This window comes from Azospirillum fermentarium (genome assembly GCF_025961205.1).
Lineage (GTDB): Bacteria > Pseudomonadota > Alphaproteobacteria > Azospirillales > Azospirillaceae > Azospirillum > Azospirillum fermentarium.
In genome coordinates, this window is the sequence record NZ_JAOQNH010000002.1 from 579,500 (window position 1) to 597,446 (window position 17,947).

Sequence of the window (17,947 nt, forward strand, 5' to 3'; positions counted from 1 at the left end):
CGACAATGAGACATGAATGCTCACATGCGCAAAACTTGTCTTACATCGAAGGCGATCGATATGTCTTCTTTTTTCTGGCAAAAGAACTGCGAATTTTCTTGAAAAGATCACCAATTGATTCCCGAAGATTCATGGGAGGACCATCTGCTTCGGGAATAGATATCGGAATCATATTTCCATTTTGAGCCACGACATATTTTGCCCCGGTATTTTTATTTGTCTGAACATCATACCCATGCCATTTTTCTTTCATCGCAACCTCCCGCCTTGCCATCCAGCATGATTAGACCGACCTAAGGTGATGGGCAAGAGCTTTTTGGAAAAAGGGGACGACTACAACAAAAAATTCAGACATAATCTTTCTGCTTTTATACAAGCGACCACTATTGTTTGCGTCTATAGATATAGCATATGTAATAATTTTCCCATTTTCAAATTCTGCGACTGCAGAGTATGCGCATATGTAATAATCTCTAGAATAGTCTAGAGATTCTTCGTATACATTTCCAATGTTCTTTGGCGTTCTTCTAAAAATATAAAGATATTTCTTGTTTTGAATTGATCCCCAGCATGGAATTCCGGAAAGTTTAAACGATCTGCCCGCAACGCCTTGATCCGATCCAAACGATATATTTGAATTAAAGGCATGCCTTCCTGTTTTTCTCCCGAACGAAAATCTTAGAAAATCATCGCCGTCATTAACAACCAACAAAGCGATACGCACGTCTTCCAGGCTAAAATTAACGCTTATAGCGTCTACGAGATAGTCCATTATTCTATCTCTCAATATATTGTCTGCACTTCCCTTGCTCTTAATGTCTTCTGTTATGATAATCTTTGCTAGACCATTGAGGTCATCAACAAATTTTCTCGGGAGAACTGCAGAACGACAATGCAAATATACGAAAAACGAAAAAATCGACACAAGCGCCCAGAATATAATTACGTAGAATCTCACATTCTCCGTAAGTTTTGATTTATCCTCTGTCAGATAAGCTTCGCTAAGATTATCTTTAACGAAGTCAATATCCATAACGCTAGAGACCAAAGACTGAGGAATCACCTGAACAACCACAGGCACTATAGTGACGGCAGTAAACAAAATTACTTTAATGATTCCTCTCCACATTTCAATCCTCATGAAGAATCTATGCGCGGCAAGGAAAGAAATCTCGAATATCCCGCACCGTGCCGCCGATCTCAGCCATGGTGAAATGCAGCCAGCGGACATAGCTGGCGTAGATCGGATTCCCGTGGTCCGGCGGCCCGCCATATTGCATCTGAATGCGCCCCGGCTTGCAATCTTCGGGGTCGCCAACAGCATGGTAGATGCGGCAGGCAAGCGGGCGGTGGCGATAGATACCGCAGCCGCGATCCTTGGCAAGAAACGGACAGGCATCTTTATGGCCGGTGGAAAGCCCCGCGCCCGGTCGATACGGAACACCCGTCATCATCTGGATGTATTCCGCTTCCAGCGTGGTGATTTGAACGTCTATTTTGCAGCAGTGCGCACAGCCCATCGAGCAGGTGGCAAAAGTCCGGACAAAGGGGGCGAAGCGGTCGAGATAGGCATATATCGCCGCGAGCTTCTCACCCAGCGTCCGGCTGGCGTCATTCAGATAGGGGACCAGCGCATTTGCCGCATCGACCAGTTCCGGTGGAATCGGCGGCAGCTTGGGAAGAACCGACTTCGAGGTTGCCATTGCCTCTTCTCCGGCGGCGCGCTGTAGCGTTCGGTTGGGCAGTCTACGCGCATCGCGGGTCCAAATGCCACATTCTCGATGCCCGCACGGGCATTCATGGCCCGGCGACCTGCTGAAGCTGGTCAATCTTCCCGCCTGCCGCCGTGACGGCGGCGGTGGCATCGGCGAGTATGACGCGCCCCTCCCACTGTTGCATCAGCTTGTTCCAGCGGAAGCCGAGCTTCCGCAGCGCCGCCGCCGTCTCGGCTGAAACCCGCTCCGGGAACTTTGCCACCGCAACAACGCGGGCGTCCTCTTCGGCCTGAAAGTGCCTCCCACCTTCGCGCTCCCAGCGGGTGACCTGATCCTTGTCCTGTGCCTCATCGGCAATCCGGAGAAAGCACGCATACAAGGCGGACGGCGGCAGATGGTCGATCTTTGCCTTTACGATCAGCCCGCCAAGCTCTATGAGTTGCCGCGTCCGCTCCTTGCGTTGAGCCGCCTTCAGCCGCGACTCTTCCTGTTCGGCCTGCGCTTTCTTCCGCGCCGCCCGTTCCAGCTTTTCCGCGAGCGTGAGCCGTGCCATCGCATCCCTCCCTTTTGGAGGTAGATGAGCACAGCGCGGTTGAAAATCCACCCCCTCCGCCCGCGCCGCAGGTTATGCAGCAAGCCTTCATACGCAATATGCATCGTGCCGATGCAACCTTGCGAAGTGCACGGAGCCATCCCAATTTGGTGGTATGGCAATCGAATTCGCGCGCATCCGCTACGTCAAGCGTAGCGAAGGCGGCAACGCCTGCCGCTCTGCGGCCTATAACGCGCGTTCCGACGTGCGGTGCCAGCGCACGGGCGAGCGCTTTTTCTTCGCTCACCGGGACGGCGTTCTTCACCATGAGATGCTGTTGCCGGAAGGGGCCGACGCCCGCTTCGCCGATCCGGAAGTGCTGTGGAACGCGGCGCAGGCGGCGGAGAAACGGAAGGACGCGCAGGAGGCGCGTGAGCTTCTTCTCGCACTCCCCTGTAACCCTGAATTGGGATTGGACGACTGCCGCACGCTGGCGGCGGAATTCGCCGCCGCGCATTTCGTCAGCAAGGGCGTTGCGGTCCAGCTCGACATCCACGCCCCGCACGAAGGCGATACCAACATCCATGCGCACCTGCTGATCACGACGCGCCGGATCGAGGGCGCGGCGCTGTCGTCGGCGAAGGCGCGTGACCTTGATCCCGAGGTGCGGCGGCTGAAGAACGGCAAGGCGGCGGTGACGGAGGCCGAGCGCTGGGGCGTGGCATGGCGCGAGGCGCAGAACCTCTATTTCGAGCGGATGGGGCTTGATATTCGAGTCGATGAGACCGGCATCGTGCCGCAACGGCATGAAGGGCCGGTGCGGTTGCGGACGGTGCCCAAGGCCGCCGAGGCGCGGGCTGTCCGCACGGCGGCGGACAATGCCCTTGCCGCCCGCGATCCGGCGGAGATCGTCGCCACGCTGACGCGGCGGCAGGCGACCTTCACGGAACTGGATATTGAGCGCCTGATCAGGAAGCATGTCGCCGATGCCGGCGAGCGGCAGGCCATCCGCGCCGCCGTGCTGGCCCGGCCCGAGATCGTGCCGCTGCATGCCCGCTCTTCGGGCGAATTCGCCGGGCGCTACACGACGGTGCAGGTCCGCGCCGAGGAGCGGCAGGTTGCAGCCGACGCGGCTTCCATCGGCGTCGCGCGGGAAGCCGTCGCCGCGCGGCATGTGCGGGCGGCGGCAGAAGCCCGCACACTCGACGCCGAGCAGCGCGACGCCTTCCTGAAGGCGACGGGCACGGATGGGCTGGTCGTGATCGAGGGTCTTGCCGGGACGGGCAAGAGCTACAGCATCGACGCCATCCGCGATGCGCATGAGCGCGCGGGCTGGCGGGTGATCGGTCTCGCCCCGACCAACACCGTCGCCGACGATTTGCGCCGTTCGGGATTCAGGCACGGCAGCACGGTCCATCTTGAGCTTTACTATCAGGAGAACCCCGCCAAGCGCCGCGACCTGCCCGCATGGGACCGGCGCACGCTGGTGATTGTGGACGAAGCGGCGATGCTCGACACCCCGACCTATGCCCGCCTGATGCGCCGCGCCGCCGAGGCGCGGGCGAAGGTGGTGCTTGTCGGCGACGACCGCCAGCTCGCCAGCGTCGAGCGCGGCGGCATGTTCAGCGAGATCAAGGAGCGGCACGGCAGCGCCGTCATCCGCAGCGTGCGGCGGCAGGGCGAGGATTGGCAGCGGCAGGCGTCGCAGGACTTCGCCGAGGGCCGCGTCGCCGAGGGCTTGCGGGCCTATGCCGAACGCGGCTCGGTGCATTGGTCCGGCGACCTGGAGGAGAGCCGGGCGCGGCTTCTGTCCGATTGGGATCAGGACAGAAGCGAGCGGCCCGACGCGGCCCGCTTCGTCTATGCCAGCACGAACCGCGAGGTGAACCGCCTCAACCGCGCGATCCGGGATATCCGCGTCCGGCGCGGCGAGGTTGCGTCCGGCATCGAGGTCGAGACGGTGCGCGGGCGGCTGGAGGTCGGCATCGGCGACCGCATCCAGTTCCACGGCAACGACCGCCGCGCCGGAATCTATAACGGCGCGCTCGGCACGGTCGAGCGGATCGCCGGGACCGAGATCGTCGCCCGGATGGATGCGGGGCGCGAGGTACGGTTCGATTCCGCGAGCTTCGACCAGTTCGGGCTTGGCTATGCGGGCACGGTCTATCGCGGGCAGGGCAAGACGCAGCTTGAGGTGTATGCTCTCTATGACAACGCTTTCGCCTGGAACGCGCGCACGGCCTATGTCGGCATGACGCGGCACAAGGCGTCGGTGAACCTCTACGTCTCGACCGACCTTGCCGCCGACGAGATCGCCCTTGCCCGGCAGATGGGCCGGGTGCAGCGCGAGGAGGCCAGCCTTGCCTATGCCACTGCGGCGGAGGTGGTCGAACTCGACAAGGCGCGTTCGGATCGTGACGGGCGCGACGGCAGAGGCGGCGGCGAAGGGAAAGGTGCGATGCAGCAACCCCGCGACAGCAGGAAGAAGCAGGCCGAGGAAACGCCGCTCCCCGAGATCGCCGCGGACGATCCCGACCGCGCCGCGAAGCTGACCGATGCGATGGAGGAGCGCCGCCGCACGATCCTCGGGGCCGAGGAGGAAGACCGCCGCGCGAACATCACCGCCGACGAGGAAAAGCGCCTCGCCTTCGTCCGCGAAGCCGAACAGGCCGAGGCCGCCCGCGTCACGCGGATGAACGACGAGGCGGAGGCCGCCAGCCGGGCCGAGCAGCAACGCCTTGCCGAAATGCGCGAGACGCAGCCGCAGCACCATGTGCGCTTCGTCGCCGCCCGCACCGCCGATGCGACGCTCGCCCGCCGCCAGATGCGAGAAGCCGCGCCGCCGCCCGAGCGCGACCCGGCCCGCCCCGCCGACGATGCGCGTGCCGAGACGCAACGCGCACAGGGCCAGCGCGCCCAGCCGGTGCCGGACGACAGGGCGTTCCCGGCGTCGGCGCAGCTTCGCTACACCGAAGCGCTCGCCCGCCACTACAACCCGCGCGACCCCTATGGTTCGCTGGCGCAGGCGAGCTTGGCCGAGGCCGCCGCTTATCAGCGCGAACGCCACCAGCTTGACCATGCCATCGCTACCGAGCCCGATCCCGCCCGGCGGGATATGCTCAGCCTCCGTCGCGACATCGAACATGCCGACCATATGGCGCAGGTGCATGACCGGGTGGCCGGGCTGTCGCGCTGCATCGGCGGCGAAGCGCATGAGCGGCAGGCGGCGGCGCAGGCCGAACGCGCGAAGGACTTCCGCGAGCAGGCGAAGGACGGGCGGCAGCAATGGGAGGCGCGCGGCATCGACCAGCCCGCCCTATACCCGCCACTCGACGAAAAGATGCGCATCCGTCGGGAAGAGACGCGCATGCAGCAAAAGCACCGCGAGGCCGCCGGGCGCGAGCAACAGCGGGGTCGTGATGCGCCGGGGCGGGAGACTTCACCCCGCAACCATGCCCGCGAGGCGCAGACTCCCCCGATCCGCACGCCTGAGCAGGAACGGCAGGCGATGCAGCGTCTCGACCTTCCGGCACATGCCGAAAAAGCGCATGGCTACCGGGTCGAATGGGCCGACGATGCCCGCTTGCGGGCAACGCTCCGCCGGGGCGAGGGCAAGGAGGCCGAAACGCTCGACGCCAGCCGCGACTCCTCCGGCGCATGGTCCTACCGCAACGCCCGGACGCTCAGCGACCAGGGCGATATCGTGAAGTTCGAAGCCCTGCGCAGCCGTTCGACGCTCGGCGCAGCGCAGGACCGCTTGCGCCCGGTACTGGCCGAGGAGGAGCGCCAGCGCGGCGACCCGCTCCACCGCGAGACGCCGGAGCCGCAGCGCCAGCAGGACCGTGCCCGTCAGCAGCGGGAGCGCGATGATGACGAGCGGGAGCGGTGAAGGTACAAAGTCATTGTAGGGACAATGCGTTATATGGCGGGTTGAGCAATGAAATGCATTTGGTGCAAGAAGGACGATCAGGAACCTTCAATCGAACACATTATTCCTGAGGCTTTGGGATGCCCTGAAGGTTTTGTCCTCACCGGCGGCATAGTCTGTCGCGCTTGCAATAATGGCTTGGCGAGCTTGGATCGTGCGGTAATAGATGATTTTGATTTCCCCGCTTTCTTGGCGGGCATCCCTCGCAAAGGAGGACGCTCGCCTGCAATAATGAATCGCGGCAATGTTAAAGGTACATTCGGGCGGAAGGGGCCGGAAATTTCCTTCAATATGGATAAACATCCAGTTCAGGCACATGATGGAACGGTTTTGCCGCCTGTCGGCGGATCAAACCGGCATATCCGGGCTTCATTTGAACGCCGTGGAATGATGGGAAAAGTATCATTCTCGGCTGAGATTGGCCGAAATCCAAAATTTGTCCGTGGCATAGTGAAAATTGCATTTTCATCGGCAGCTTATTTTCTTGGTCCTGAAATAGTGATGTCTGACGAATTTGATAACATCCGGAATTTTGTGATTAATGGTCGTGGGAATAGAAAAATAATAATGCTCATGGGGGATTGTGATTCGTATTATAACCACGCATCGCCGCCATTTGTGAATGATACTGGAGATTATACTGTTAGATTCAGATTGGCTTATATCGATTTTCTCGTGGATATGAGCCGTGACCTTTCTATGTTTCCTGTTTTGCGGGAGAAAATGTTGGAGCTTCACGGAAAGACGGGGTGGACATATCTACCTCTTGATGGTCCTCCGCACAACAGAGCGAAGAAACGCCGCCGATGAATATTCTCCATATGATGATCCCGTATTGAACGGAAATATGATCGCCTCGCCAATATGACTCAATAAGTGAGGATAACATGAAGTCAAAATGGCTGAAGGAGCTGACATGGTTCCAAGGAATCATTGGAGCCGACGATCATCAGCTACCTATAAGATTCGGCGCTCATATCGATTTGGCAGGAGAGGTGGTTTTTACATTTGATCGAATCTGCTTTGATGACAAAAGTCGGTTTATATTCGATATATGGCATAAAGAGAGGCGTCATCCGCATTGGTTTTCTCTGACTGGCGAAGCCGAGGATGGAACGGAATTCAAAACGAAGAGCCTCTCTTTTGATTCCATAGGCCCTCATTCGGATGTGGTGAACGGTTGTTATCTTGTCCTTGTTGGCAATTGTGCGGAAGCCACCTTTACAAGGCAATTGGAAAAGCCTGTGGATGCGGCCTTTATCAAAACCCACCTGAAGGGCTTTAAGAGCTTTCCCAGCAATCACAAGCAATGTGAACTTGGCATGGTCGCAATTGCAGGGATGAGTGAATTTGACAACCCTGACCAAGTTACCGGATATATCGCCATTCAGGCTGAATCAAAAAGGGATAATCTTGATATATGGCGGTCAGATGTCGAGAAATTGATAGAACACATCCGCCGTATATTGTCATTTTCTTCTGGTACGAATTTGCGGCAGCCGGTCACGGAATTTTACCATGATAATATTGTAGAAATTTTTTGCTATTCTCAGGTTGAGCAGCGCAAAGATGCTTTCCCGGTGTTCCATTTCCTGAATCATGGGCCTATTCTGGAAGTGGCCATAAATTCTCATTTCCATCCTCCCATCGAAGCCAAAAGCCTATTCTTCATAATCGAATGGCTTTCCATGAATGCTACTTATAATGAATTTCGCTTGGTCGCAGGTATGACGGCTTTGGAGAATTTGATAGACTCAAACGCAACTGAAGATGAGGCGTTTTTCTTCCCGGAAGCTGATTTCGAAAAGATCAAAAAGGCTTTGAGGCGGGCTGTCCGTGAAACCACGACCGAAAGACTTCCTTCTTATTCCATGGATGATTTCAATAAACATCTTCCGGGAAAAATCAATGAACTGAACCGCCGCCCTTTGCGGGAAAAGATTTTCCTTCTTGCTGATCGCTGGGGTGTAGTTCTGGACGGAATCACCGAAAAGATGATTGGTGATGCGATATCTGCAAGAAACTATATCATCCATCGCGGCTCATATTACGAGGATGGTCTTGAGAAGGTACCGCTCATTGAACATGCAATTGTCATCCGGGAAATCGGCCTGCGTTTTGTCATGACGGCTATTGGCTATAAGGGAGAATACATATCCCTGCTGGGACAGTATCATTTCGCGAAATACCCTCCCACGCCGCCAGCTTGAGAGAGAGCCCAAAATCGCCGGAGAGTTGGGAAACTCTGTCCGTATAGTTTACAAAATCGCGCTTTTGCCAAGCTGGGCTTGGCAAAATTCCGCGTTCTTAAACCTTGTCGTTGGTTTGAGATTAAGCTATTTTGCTAAGTATGGCTGAGCAAAATGGCGGAAAGCTAAACCTTCTTGAGCGGACCCTCCCAGAGGGGTTGCTGGTCGATGCCGCCTGGATGGAGCGTCACGGCTATTCGAGGAGCCTGCGCAGTCAGTATGTTTCCGCAGGCTGGCTCATACAACCCGTGCGCGGAACCTATAAGCGGCCACGCGGTGAGTTGACCTGGGAGAAGGCCGTCGTCTCGCTCCAGACGCTTCTGGGCAGCGGCCTGTCCGTTGGCGGGCGCGTCGCCCTCGATCTTCAAGGCTTCAGCCATTATCTTTCCGCCGCCGGGCCGTCCATCATTCATCTCTATGGCGAGGCACCGCCACCCGGCTGGCTTGCCAAGCTGCCTCTGCCTCAAAAATTTGAGTTTCACAAAGCACAGACGCTATTTCGGAGGCTTCCAGAGAAGCCTGCTCTCCAGGAGGGCACGCTCCGGCATATTCCCGTCGCGTCCGAATGGCAACTGCGCGTCTCGACACCGGAACGCGCGCTGCTCGAAATGCTCAACGAGCTGCCAAGCCATGAAAGCTTCCATCAGGTCGATATGCTGATGGAGGGCCTTAGCGCACTCAGCCCCCGGCGGCTTCAATTGCTGTTGAATGACTGCCGTAGCGTGAAGGTAAAGCGGCTGTTCTTCTGGTATGCGGCGCGCCATCCGCATGCCTGGGTGAAGCAGATCGACCGCAATGCGGTCGATCTCGGCGCTGGCAAGCGCGTTCTGGCAAAGGGCGGCAAGCTTGATCCTGATTTGCTGATAACGGTCCCGGACGATCTCGATGCCCCTGTCTGAACGCTATCAGCGCCAAGTCGCGCTCCTGATCGCCGCTATGCCGTTCGTCGCAGCGGAAAAGGACTTCGCCTTGAAAGGCGGAACCGCCATCAACCTGTTCGTTCGCGACATGCCGCGTTTGTCGGTCGATATCGACCTGACCTATTTGCCGGTCGCCGGAAGGCCGGAGTCGCTGGCTGCCATTAATGCTGCGATGAAGCGTATGGCCGCTGCTATACGTGCCGGGCTGCGTGATGCGCGTGTCACGGAATCTATGAATGAACGCGAACAGGTCGTCACGAAGCTTGTCGTCCAGCGTGCGGATGTGCAGATCAAGATTGAGGTGACGCCGGTCTTGCGCGGCTGCGTCTTCGCGCCGGAACCGCGCGCCGTCTCCCCGGCTGTCGAAGACGCATTCGGCTATGCCGAAACACAGGTGGTGTCCTTTGCCGACCTTTATGCTGGAAAGATCATGGCGGCCCTTGACCGGCAGCATCCCAGAGACCTTTACGATATCCGCGATCTGCTGGCGAATGAGGGGATAACCGAGGACCTTCGGCGCGCCTTTCTGGTCTATCTCGTGAGCCATGACCGCCCGATGTCCGAAGTCCTGGCACCGCGCCGTAAGAATCTCGCCCAGGAGTTTTCGCAAGCCTTTGCAGGTATGACGGCTGAACCGGTCCCCCTGGAAGAGCTGGAGGCTGCGCGCGAAGCGCTGATCGCCACCATTACCGGTGCGATGCCGGAGGAACATAAGCAGTTCCTGACCGGCTTCAAACGCGGCACACCGGATTGGGGCTCCATCGGCTTGCCGGAAGCGGCTGACCTGCCAGCCGTCAAATGGAAGCAACTGAACCTGGACAAGCTTCCTGAAGCAGCGCGGACGCGCTTTATCGACCAACTCATCGCCGCGCTGGCGCGAGGCGGCGTAGCAGCGGAGGACTGACGGCGATGCTCTGTCAAATGGCCCGCCAGTTCCCGCCATTCGTCGAAAGCTTTTTAGAACGATCCCGCCGCTTGCGCCGGCGGTTCCGCGAAGAGACTGTTACCGATCTTTTGATGGGCAATCTCATCAGGGCTGGCAGGATTATCCGTTATCTAAATGGCCGGGGCGTTACGGTGCATAGCCGGGATGGCTCAAGCGTAACCGGATGGTCGAACGGCTAGAATCGAGGTATCAAAGGAAGGGGACGCGCACGCCGAGTCGCGCCTCGAAAGCATGGTTAAAATTACACAGAATCTTACACATTCACACATGTTAGATGATTTTCTCGTTTAAAAACAATTGCTTAGAGAGAAGCTGATCCGTCTCATAACCTGAAGGTCGTCGGTTCAAATCCGGCCCCCGCATCCAAACATTAAGCCGCTGACTTCATTATGAAGTCAGCGGCTTTTTGCTGTCCGGACCACCCCGCTCCAGACCGCTTCCGGAATCACATCGGAAGCATTCGGGCGGAAAGTATCCCTACGGTGTGAGCCGCGTTGTTGGTTTGTCGTTTCTGGCTGAAATTTGCAGCGATCGCGTCATCGCGCGCCTGCAAACGAGTGGCAAACGTCATGGCTTACCAGCGAATTGAGGTTTTGACGGGAACGGAGCGGCGGTGGAGCTACACGCCATCGCAGAAGGTCCGGATGGTCGAGGAGGATTCCGTCCGGGCGTCGTGGTGACCGATGCCGCGCGGCGGCTGGGCGTGCATGAAAGCCTTCTGTACCGCTGGCGGCGGATGATGACGCCGGTCGAGGCCCCGGTGGAGCCCGCTTTTGCAGCGGTCACGATTCTGCCTGAGCCGGTCACGGAGACGGCGGCCGGTGCCGCTGAGCGAGGCGGAGCAGGCGACCTACGACGCGCGGCACGCCGAGTACGAGCGGCTGGAGGCGAGCGAGCCGGCGGAAGCGGAGGAACTGGATCGGGTGGCGCGGCGCCTCGCCGAGATCGACCTGGAGCTGCGGGTACTGGAGGAGCGGCCGCTGGTCTACGAGACGGCCAAGGTGGCGCGGGGCGGGGTGTTCGTCAGCATCGACCTCGAGGGCGGGCTTCAGGTCGACCGCGGCTACGTGCGGCCGGAGGACGACGAAGGGCTGCGCCACTGCCCGAGCGGCTGCTGATCGAGCTGAGCGTGCACCGCACGCTCGCCCTGCGCGACGCGCTGGCGTTGGTGATGGGGTCAAATCCATAACCAAAGTTGTAACTGTCACCTTGGTCCTGGCCGTGGTGACCCATACCACGGGGCTGGCGACCATTCCCGGATTCGATAAGGTCGCTCAGATTTTTGAATACATAAAAAAGGCCCTGGAAATCACAATGGTGCTTTGACCTCACCGACTCCCGTCCCCCTCCTGGCCCTCTCGGGCTACGACGCTGGCAAACAGCCCCTTTCCCCGAGAGGAGAGCGAGATCAAGCGGCTTTGTTGATCTGATGCCGCTCGTCTGGGCATTTTATCGTGTCTGTAGCAAAGCCGGGGAGTGGCCGGCAGAACAGGAGACAACCATAACCGACGACGAACACCCTGCCGAAATGATAGCCGAGGCACGGGCGGCGGCGGGGCAAGTCATTCCCTTCAGCGCGGTCGCCGCATGGCTCGACACCTGGGGCACGTCCGGCACATGCCCTACACCCCTTATCCCTGCAACGCCGCGTCAATCGCCGCGTTGAATTCCTTGACCGCGGCGCCGGGGCCGGCGGGGTGGTTCCACACGGCGGTGACCACGGCGATGAAATCCGCACCCGCCTGCACCAAGGGCGCGCAGTTCTGGGCCGTGATGCCGCCGATCGCCACGCACGGCACCTCGATCATCTCCGCCCACCACGACAGCAACTCAGGCTCGGGGCGGTAGTCGGACGGCTTGGTGGTGGTGGGGTAGAAAGCACCGAACGCGACGTAATCGGCACCGGCCTCCGCCGCTTCCATGGCCAGATGGCGGCTGTCGTGGCAGGTGACGCCGACGATGGCATCGTTGCCGACGATGGCGCGGGCTTTTTTATAGGGGGTGTCGCTCTGCCCCACATGCACGCCGTCACACCCCGCCGCCACCGCCAGATCGGGACGGTCGTTCAGGATGAAGGCGACCTCGCGGGCCTGCGCGATGGGGCGCAGCACATCGCAGGCGCGGCGGATGGCGTCGTCGTCACAGTCTTTCAGGCGCAGCTGCACACAGGCGACATCGCCCGCGTCCAGCGCCTGGGCCAGCGGCACCGCGAACGCCGCCGGTTCGAGAACCGGCGGCGTCACGAGGTACAGGCGGCAGGGGTTCACCGTGGCCGCGGCCACAGGATCACTCCTTGCCCTGATAGATCTTCATGATCCGGTCGAGCAGCTTCAGCGCCTCGTCACGCGGACGCTGGAAGGCGTTGCGGCCGATGATCGAGCCGTTGCCGCCGCCGTCGCGGATGGCGCGGGCATCCTCGAACACCGCGTCTTCGCCCTTGGTCGCCCCGCCGGAGAACACAACGATGCGGCGGCCGTTGAACGAGCACTGCATGATGTGGCGCACGCGGTCGGCCTGGGTATCGATCTTGATGCCCTGGGCTTCATAGACCTTTTTGGCTTCCGCCTGCTCCAGATGGGCCGACGGCAGCTTCACCTTGATGATGTGGGCGCCCAGCAGAGCCGCCATGTGAGCGGCATAGCCGATCACGTCCATCGCCAGTTCGCCGTCCTTGGTCACGTTGCCGCCGCGCGGGTAGGACCAGATGACGGTGGCGATGCCGGCGGCCTTGGCTTCCTTCGACAGCTCGCGGATTTCCTCGTACTGGTTGTACATGGAATCGGAGCCGGGATAGATCGTGAAGCCGATGGCCGACGCACCGATGCGCAGCGCGTCCGCGACCGAGGCGGTCACGGCCTGGTCGGCGTCTTCCTTCTGACGCGACAGGCTGTTGGCGCTGTTCATCTTCAAGATCAGCGGGATCGAGCCGGCGAAGGTGTCGGCACCGGCTTCCAGCGACCCCAGGGGAGCGGCGTAGGCGTTACAGCCGGCGTCGATGGCCAGCTGGTAGTGGTAGTGCGGATCATAGCCGGCGGGATTCGGCGCGAAGCTGCGGGCGGGGCCGTGCTCGAAGCCCTGGTCCACCGGCAGAATGACCAGCTTGCCGGTGCCGCCCAGCTTGCCTTCCATGAGGATGCGGGCGAGGTTGGCCTTGACGCCGGGATTGTCGCTTTCGTAGTTCGCGAGAATCTCTTTGACGCGGCGGGTGAGCTTCATGGTGCTCGTCTCCCTTGGGGCGAATTCTTGAAAAGAGTGCGGCTCTGATAGCCCACCGCGCGGCGCTTTGCAATGGGCCGGTCACGGGTTTTTCACTGGTTATACCAATGATTCACCCCCGCTTCGGCCCGATTCCGCCCGTTCTATGACGTTTCGCCCCCGCAGCGCTCAAGGTGGAGGACCACCGCCTCGTCCGGTGTTCCGAGCGGCAGACGCAGCCCCGCCGCTGCCAGATGCGCGCCGGTGAAGCGCAGCCCCGCCCGTCCCCATGGCAGCGGGCAGGGCGACGGCTCCGGCACCGTCACCCGGTACACCGCACCGGGGGCCAGCCCCGGCAGCCGCACCGTGACGATGCCGGGGCGGGTGACCTGCTGGGCCACAAGATAAAGGGCCGAGCCGCCGTCCCCGGCCACAACCCCGTGTCCGGTGACGGCCCGGTCGTCCAGCGGCAGCCGCACCCAGCGTCCCCCGTGCAGCAGGGCGCGGTGCCGCTTGTGCAGGGCGATCCAGGCGGCCAGCCGGTCCCGCTCCTCGGCATTGATCCCGCGCAGATCCCATTCCACCCCCATGTGCCCGAACAGCGCCACGGCGCAGCGGAAATCAAGCTCCAGCCGCCGCCCGGTCACCGCCGATTGCCCGCGGCCCACGTGGGCTCCCATCACCTCGGGCGGAAAGAACAGGGTGAAGCCCCGCTGCATGGACAGCCGGTCGTGGGCGTCCATGCTGTCGCTGACCCAGATGCGTTCGCACCGCGCCAGAATGCCCCAGTCGGCCCGCCCGCCGCCCGACGCGCAGCTTTCGATCTCCAGATGGGGATGGGTGGCGCGCAGCCGGTCGATCAGGCGGTAGACGCCGGCCACCTGCCGCCGCACCGCCGGCTCCCCCTGCCACCCGGTGCCGGCAAGGTCGCGGTTCATGTCCCACTTCAGCATGTCCACCGGGGCGCTGCGCAGCAGGGCGTCGATTCGGGCGAACAGGTGATCGGCCACCGCCTCCCGTCCCAGGTCGAGCACGTACTGCCGCCGCCCGTCCGGGTCACCGGGCAGGCGCAGCAGCCAGTCGGGATGATCGGTGTGGAGCGTGCTGCCGGGGTTGACCGTTTCCGGCTCCACCCACAGGGCGAAACGCATCCCCAGCGCCCGCACCGCCTCCGCCAGGGGGGCGAGGCCGCCGGGATGCTTCGACGGGTCGGGCCACCAGTCGCCCAGCCCATGACGCTCGTTCACACGCCCGTGGAACCAGCCGTCGTCGAGAACGAAACGCTCCACCCCCACCGCGGCGGCGGCACGGGCCAAGTCGCCCAGCCCCTGCGGGTCGTGGGCATGATAGACCGCTTCCCAGGTGTTGAGATGCACCGGCCGTTCCGGCAGCGGCACGCGCGGCAGGATGCGGCGGCGCACGTGGGCGTGGGTGCGGGCCATCAGCCCGTTCAGCCCACCGTCGGCGGCCACGGCATAAGCCGGCGGCGTGCGGTACGTTTCGCCCGGCGCCAGCACCACCTCCCCCGGCAGCAGCAGTTCGCCGGCCATCAGAACCCGGGTGCCGGCGGCCAGGGTTTCCAGGGTCAGACGGTGGTTGCCGCTCCAGCCCAGATGCACGGCGAACAGGCTGCCGTGGACGGCGCCGAACCCGGCCTCGCCCGCCACCAGGGCCGGGAAACTGTCGTGGGAGGTGCGGCCCCGACGGTTCTCCCGCACCAGGGCGCCGGGGCCGATGGGCTGGCGGTGCTCCTGAAACTCGCGGATGTAGCCGCCCTCGAAGGTCAGCGCCTCGTCCACCCAGCCGGGCAGGGGCAGGCACAGCGCGGCGCACCCGTCGAGCCGGTACGGCTCCGCCCCATGGTTGGTGACGGCGGCGGTGCCGGTCAGCACGCCGGTGTCCGCGTCGAGTTCCCAGTCCAGCACCACCGACAGCGCGCCGCCGGGGTCGGCCAGCGTCAGGCTCAGCGCCTGTCCCTCGCCGGACACCGCGGTCACCGCCAGCCGCGGCGCCCAGCCGCCGCCGGCCCAGCGCCCGGACAGGGCCGGCAACCCGCCATAGCCCCAACCGGTCAGCGGCACCAGCGGCGCGGCGCCGCCGGGGTCGGGGGTGGCCGGCGGTTCGGCGTTCCACAGGCCGTCGGTGATCGCCGGCAGCGCCGGCCCCCAATAAAGCACCCGTCCGGCCCCGCGCGGGTCGATGACCAGGCTGACGCCGCCGCCGTGGCGGCGGAGCAGGGAAGGGGCCGCGGTCACCGCCGGTTACGCCCCGTCGGCGTCCGCGGAATCGCCGTCGCCGGTTTCGGGGGCAAGCCCGGCCACCGCCGCCGTTTCCTCCTGGATCACCGCCATGATGCGCATCAGCGCGTCGGCCTGCAGCGGTGTGGCTTCGTTCAGGCCGTTGGCGAACTTGCGGATGGCGCCGATGGCGCGGCGGCGGTTGACGTGGGCCTCGTCGCCGGGGCGGCGCGGTTCCACCACCGGGCCGTGATAGTAGGACGACCCGAAGGTCCATTGGCGCTTGCCGTCGCTGCGCCACTGCGACCCGTCGGCCAGCTCCATGCAGCGCCCGCCGTGGAGGAAGCGGCGGACGGTGGTCAGGCTCTGCGGCCCCTTCTCGCCCGACACGACGGTCACGGCGTCCCCTTCGCGGAAGGGGGAGGGATGGCGGGCGGCGCTGTCGTCGAAACGGGTCATGATGGGGGGCCGGGATCCTGAAGGGTACGGAATGAGTCGAAGGACGATGGGGCTTCTTGTAACACAAACTGGTGCCGGGCAAGCGCTTGGCCTAGGATCACGCAAACGTCAACCCTGCGGAGCCGTTCCATGACCACGCCCCTTCCCCCCGCCGAAGATCCCTTCGGCACCCCGCCGCCCGCCGGAACCGCGGTGGCGGTGGCGCCGGGTGTGTGGTGGGCGCGGATGCCGCTGCCCTTCGCCCTCAACCACATCAACATCTGGCTGCTGGAGGATGGCGACGGCTGGGCCGTGGTGGATTGCGGCTTCAACGACGACGCCACCCGCACGGCGTGGGAGGCGCTGTTCACCGGTCCCATGGGCGGGCGGCCCGTCACCCGCGTCATCACCACCCATTTCCACCCCGACCACATGGGGCTGGCGGCATGGCTGACGGCGCGGTTCGGCGCCACGTTCCACGCCACGCTCGCCGAATGGCTGTGGGGACGGATGCTGTCCATGCAGGGGGCGGAGGAATGCACGCCGCTGGCGGCCCGCTTCTACGCCGACGCCGGGCTGCCGGAGCCGCTGGCCGAGCGGCTGGCCCGGCGGGCCGACGCCTACCGTCTGGCGGTGCCGGAGGTGCCCGCCGTCCTTCACCGGCTGCGCGACGGCGACGGTCTCGCCATCGGCGGGCGGCGGTGGCGGGTGGTGGTGGGCCGCGGCCATGCGCCCGAGCAGGCGTGCCTGATGGGCGAGGAGGCCGGGGTGTTCATCAGCGGCGATCAGGTGCTGCCCAAGATCAGCCCCAACGTCAGCGTCTGGCCGCAGCAGCCCGACGAGGATCCCTTGAACGATTTTCTGGTCAGCCTGGAGGATGTGTGCCGGCGCGTGCCGGATTCGCTGCTGGTGCTGCCGTCACACGGGCGGCCGTTCCATGGGCTGCACGCCCGCGCCGCGGAATTGGCGAGCCATCACGCCGACCGGCTGGCGGAGGTGGCCGAGGCTTGCCGCGGCGGGCCGAAAACGGTGTTCGACGTGATGCAGGCCATGTTCCCGCGGGAACTGGACCCCATCCAGGTCCGCTTCGCCATCGGCGAAGCGCTGGCCCACGTCAATCACCTGCTGCACCGGGGCGTCCTGGTGCGGGAGGCGGGTGTGCCCGCCCGTTACCGCGCGGCCTGAACCGTTCCTGCGGAAGGCCCCGCCCGGCGCTCACGGGCCGGGGCCTTTCCGCGGGTGCGGACGATCAATGGTCCCGATCGGAACCGATCAATGGTCCCGATCGGAACCGATCAATGATCCCGATCGGAACCGATCAATGATCGTGGTCGTGGTCGTGGTCGTGGCCGCCGGTGGGATCCAGCAGGCGGTGCAGATGCACGATGAAATAGCGCATGTGGGCGTCGTCGATGGTGGCGCCGGTGGCCCCGCGCCACGCCTTCACCGCCGCATCGTAGTTGGGGAAGATCCCGACGATGTGGAGCTTGTTGGGATCGACGAATTCCTGGCTGTCGGGGCGAATGAGCTGGCCACCGAACACCAGATGCAGGAGCTGCTGTTTGTCGGGCATGGGCGCATGTCCTTAAAGGGGGGAAGAAAAATCGCACCGTCATAGCCCCGCGGCCCAGCTGCATCAAGGGAATTGCGATTGTTTCTCAGTGGTGTGACCACTTGCGGCGACGGTTAAGCCAGGGCGCTTCTCCCGGTTTCTTCCGGTTCATTTGCGCAAATCCGCGGCGTTTGCTGTTTGTGTAAGCATTCGTGTGGATGGGGGCTCTTCCCAG

17 protein-coding genes and 1 pseudogene are annotated in these 17,947 nt (G+C 62.4%); 9 read left to right on the forward strand and 9 right to left on the reverse strand.

What is annotated here, in order from left to right:
* Nucleotides 1-40: 40 nt before the first annotated feature.
* The 4 genes from M2352_RS17490 to M2352_RS17505 form a co-directional block, all read right to left on the reverse strand.
* The gene (locus M2352_RS17490) at nt 41-253 is read right to left on the reverse strand and encodes a hypothetical protein (RefSeq protein WP_264665784.1); all 213 of its coding nucleotides are present in this window, start codon (nt 251-253) and stop codon (nt 41-43) included.
* Between the two features lie 30 nt (nt 254-283).
* Nucleotides 284-1,141, reverse strand: coding sequence for a hypothetical protein (locus M2352_RS17495; protein WP_264665785.1), 858 nt, complete (start codon nt 1,139-1,141; stop codon nt 284-286).
* Between the two features lie 7 nt (nt 1,142-1,148).
* A complete protein-coding gene (locus tag M2352_RS17500; RefSeq protein WP_264665786.1) occupies nt 1,149-1,703 on the reverse strand; it encodes a YkgJ family cysteine cluster protein in 555 nt (184 codons plus the stop codon).
* Nucleotides 1,704-1,797: 94 nt separating this feature from the next.
* A complete protein-coding gene (locus M2352_RS17505) occupies nt 1,798-2,268 on the reverse strand; it encodes a conjugal transfer protein TraD (RefSeq protein ID WP_264665787.1) in 471 nt (156 codons plus the stop codon).
* A gap of 154 nt (nt 2,269-2,422) precedes the next feature.
* Here M2352_RS17505 and M2352_RS17510 point away from each other — a divergent pair, with 154 nt between their 5' ends.
* From M2352_RS17510 to M2352_RS17535, 8 genes and pseudogenes are all read left to right on the forward strand, one after another.
* Entirely contained in the window at nt 2,423-6,136 is a 3,714-nt protein-coding gene (locus M2352_RS17510) for an AAA family ATPase (protein WP_264665788.1), read from the forward strand.
* A 48-nt stretch (nt 6,137-6,184) separates the two neighbouring features.
* A complete protein-coding gene (locus M2352_RS17515; RefSeq protein WP_264665789.1) occupies nt 6,185-6,985 on the forward strand; it encodes an HNH endonuclease in 801 nt (266 codons plus the stop codon).
* A gap of 77 nt (nt 6,986-7,062) precedes the next feature.
* Nucleotides 7,063-8,385, forward strand: a complete 1,323-nt coding sequence (locus M2352_RS17520) for a hypothetical protein (protein ID WP_264665790.1) — start codon at nt 7,063-7,065, stop codon at nt 8,383-8,385.
* 140 nt (nt 8,386-8,525) lie between these two features.
* Nucleotides 8,526-9,323 (forward strand): type IV toxin-antitoxin system AbiEi family antitoxin, encoded by a 798-nt coding sequence (locus tag M2352_RS17525; RefSeq protein WP_264665791.1) that lies wholly within the window; start codon nt 8,526-8,528, stop codon nt 9,321-9,323.
* Entirely contained in the window at nt 9,310-10,248 is a 939-nt protein-coding gene (locus M2352_RS17530; RefSeq protein ID WP_264665792.1) for a nucleotidyl transferase AbiEii/AbiGii toxin family protein, read from the forward strand. The genes M2352_RS17525 and M2352_RS17530 overlap by 14 nt, the downstream gene beginning before the upstream one ends.
* 17 nt (nt 10,249-10,265) lie before the next feature.
* On the forward strand, nt 10,266-10,469 hold the full coding sequence (locus tag M2352_RS26620) for a DUF6615 family protein (RefSeq protein ID WP_406567276.1): 204 nt from the start codon (nt 10,266-10,268) through the stop codon (nt 10,467-10,469).
* 494 nt (nt 10,470-10,963) lie between these two features.
* A pseudogene (locus tag M2352_RS26625) lies at nt 10,964-11,020 on the forward strand (hypothetical protein); the annotation flags it as partial.
* A 91-nt stretch (nt 11,021-11,111) separates the two neighbouring features.
* Complete coding sequence (locus M2352_RS17535; protein WP_264665793.1) at nt 11,112-11,408, forward strand: hypothetical protein; 297 nt, start codon at nt 11,112-11,114, stop codon at nt 11,406-11,408.
* Between the two features lie 513 nt (nt 11,409-11,921).
* Here M2352_RS17535 and thiE read toward each other — a convergent pair.
* The 4 genes from thiE to M2352_RS17555 form a co-directional block, all read right to left on the reverse strand.
* Complete coding sequence (thiE, locus tag M2352_RS17540; protein WP_264665794.1) at nt 11,922-12,572, reverse strand: thiamine phosphate synthase; 651 nt, start codon at nt 12,570-12,572, stop codon at nt 11,922-11,924.
* A 4-nt stretch (nt 12,573-12,576) separates the two neighbouring features.
* Nucleotides 12,577-13,506, reverse strand: a complete 930-nt coding sequence (locus M2352_RS17545; RefSeq protein ID WP_264665795.1) for a class I fructose-bisphosphate aldolase — start codon at nt 13,504-13,506, stop codon at nt 12,577-12,579.
* Between the two features lie 143 nt (nt 13,507-13,649).
* A complete protein-coding gene (locus M2352_RS17550; RefSeq protein ID WP_264665796.1) occupies nt 13,650-15,740 on the reverse strand; it encodes an alpha-galactosidase in 2,091 nt (696 codons plus the stop codon).
* 6 nt (nt 15,741-15,746) lie between these two features.
* Complete coding sequence (locus M2352_RS17555) at nt 15,747-16,181, reverse strand: hypothetical protein (RefSeq protein WP_264665797.1); 435 nt, start codon at nt 16,179-16,181, stop codon at nt 15,747-15,749.
* Nucleotides 16,182-16,310: 129 nt separating this feature from the next.
* Here M2352_RS17555 and M2352_RS17560 point away from each other — a divergent pair, with 129 nt between their 5' ends.
* Complete coding sequence (locus tag M2352_RS17560) at nt 16,311-17,345, forward strand: MBL fold metallo-hydrolase (RefSeq protein ID WP_264665798.1); 1,035 nt, start codon at nt 16,311-16,313, stop codon at nt 17,343-17,345.
* A gap of 133 nt (nt 17,346-17,478) precedes the next feature.
* On the opposite strand, the gene M2352_RS17565 is transcribed toward M2352_RS17560, so the two are convergent.
* Nucleotides 17,479-17,733, reverse strand: coding sequence for a DUF4170 domain-containing protein (locus M2352_RS17565; RefSeq protein ID WP_264665799.1), 255 nt, complete (start codon nt 17,731-17,733; stop codon nt 17,479-17,481).
* Nucleotides 17,734-17,947: the final 214 nt, after the last annotated feature.

Coding starts and splice junctions, on each gene's coding strand:
- M2352_RS17490 (WP_264665784.1), bottom strand. CDS start 253: ATGAAAGAAAAATGGCATGGGTATGATGTTCAGACAAATAAAAATACC.
- M2352_RS17495 (WP_264665785.1), bottom strand. CDS start 1,141: ATGAGGATTGAAATGTGGAGAGGAATCATTAAAGTAATTTTGTTTACT.
- M2352_RS17500 (WP_264665786.1), bottom strand. CDS start 1,703: ATGGCAACCTCGAAGTCGGTTCTTCCCAAGCTGCCGCCGATTCCACCG.
- M2352_RS17505 (WP_264665787.1), bottom strand. CDS start 2,268: ATGGCACGGCTCACGCTCGCGGAAAAGCTGGAACGGGCGGCGCGGAAG.
- M2352_RS17510 (WP_264665788.1), top strand. CDS start 2,423: ATGGCAATCGAATTCGCGCGCATCCGCTACGTCAAGCGTAGCGAAGGC.
- M2352_RS17515 (WP_264665789.1), top strand. CDS start 6,185: ATGAAATGCATTTGGTGCAAGAAGGACGATCAGGAACCTTCAATCGAA.
- M2352_RS17520 (WP_264665790.1), top strand. CDS start 7,063: ATGAAGTCAAAATGGCTGAAGGAGCTGACATGGTTCCAAGGAATCATT.
- M2352_RS17525 (WP_264665791.1), top strand. CDS start 8,526: ATGGCTGAGCAAAATGGCGGAAAGCTAAACCTTCTTGAGCGGACCCTC.
- M2352_RS17530 (WP_264665792.1), top strand. CDS start 9,310: ATGCCCCTGTCTGAACGCTATCAGCGCCAAGTCGCGCTCCTGATCGCC.
- M2352_RS26620 (WP_406567276.1), top strand. CDS start 10,266: ATGGCCCGCCAGTTCCCGCCATTCGTCGAAAGCTTTTTAGAACGATCC.
- M2352_RS17545 (WP_264665795.1), bottom strand. CDS start 13,506: ATGAAGCTCACCCGCCGCGTCAAAGAGATTCTCGCGAACTACGAAAGC.
- M2352_RS17555 (WP_264665797.1), bottom strand. CDS start 16,181: ATGACCCGTTTCGACGACAGCGCCGCCCGCCATCCCTCCCCCTTCCGC.
- M2352_RS17560 (WP_264665798.1), top strand. CDS start 16,311: ATGACCACGCCCCTTCCCCCCGCCGAAGATCCCTTCGGCACCCCGCCG.
- M2352_RS17565 (WP_264665799.1), bottom strand. CDS start 17,733: ATGCCCGACAAACAGCAGCTCCTGCATCTGGTGTTCGGTGGCCAGCTC.